This is a genomic window from Corallococcus sp. AB018, assembly GCF_003986945.1.
Lineage (GTDB): Bacteria > Myxococcota > Myxococcia > Myxococcales > Myxococcaceae > Corallococcus > Corallococcus exiguus.
This window is the reverse complement of the sequence record NZ_RAWR01000555.1, coordinates 1-432: the sequence shown is the minus strand read 5'-3', so window position 1 is coordinate 432 and position 432 is coordinate 1. Positions and strand designations below refer to the sequence as shown.

Genomic DNA, 432 nt, shown 5'->3' with positions numbered 1-432 from the left:
GAATCGTCGAAAAGGACGAGTAGTTCAGGCGGAAACGCTGGAAGCAGCGGGCCATGTGCTATTGCTAACATCATTACCGGAAGATGAATATTCAGCAGAGCAAGTGGCTGATTGTTACCGTCTGCGATGGCAAATTGAACTGGCTTTTAAGCGGCTCAAAAGTTTGCTGCACCTGGATGCTTTGCGTGCAAAGGAACCTGAACTCGCGAAAGCGTGGATATTTGCTAATCTACTCGCCGCATTTTTAATTGACGACATAATCCAGCCATCGCTGGATTTCCCCCCCAGAAGTGCCGGATCCGAAAAGAAGAACTAACTCGTTGTGGAGAATAACAAAAATGGTCATCTGGAGCTTACAGGTGGCCATTCGTGGGACAGTATCCCTGACAGCCTACAAAACGCAATTGAAGAACGCGAGGCATCGTCTTAACG

1 protein-coding gene is annotated in these 432 nt (G+C 48.1%); it reads left to right on the top strand.

Going from position 1 to position 432, the window contains the following annotated elements; translation table 11 throughout:
* Window positions 1-316, top strand: a 316-nt coding sequence (locus D7Y11_RS42970) for a transposase (RefSeq protein WP_139300846.1), incomplete at its 5' end; no start/stop codon positions are given.
* Window positions 317-432: the final 116 nt, after the last annotated feature.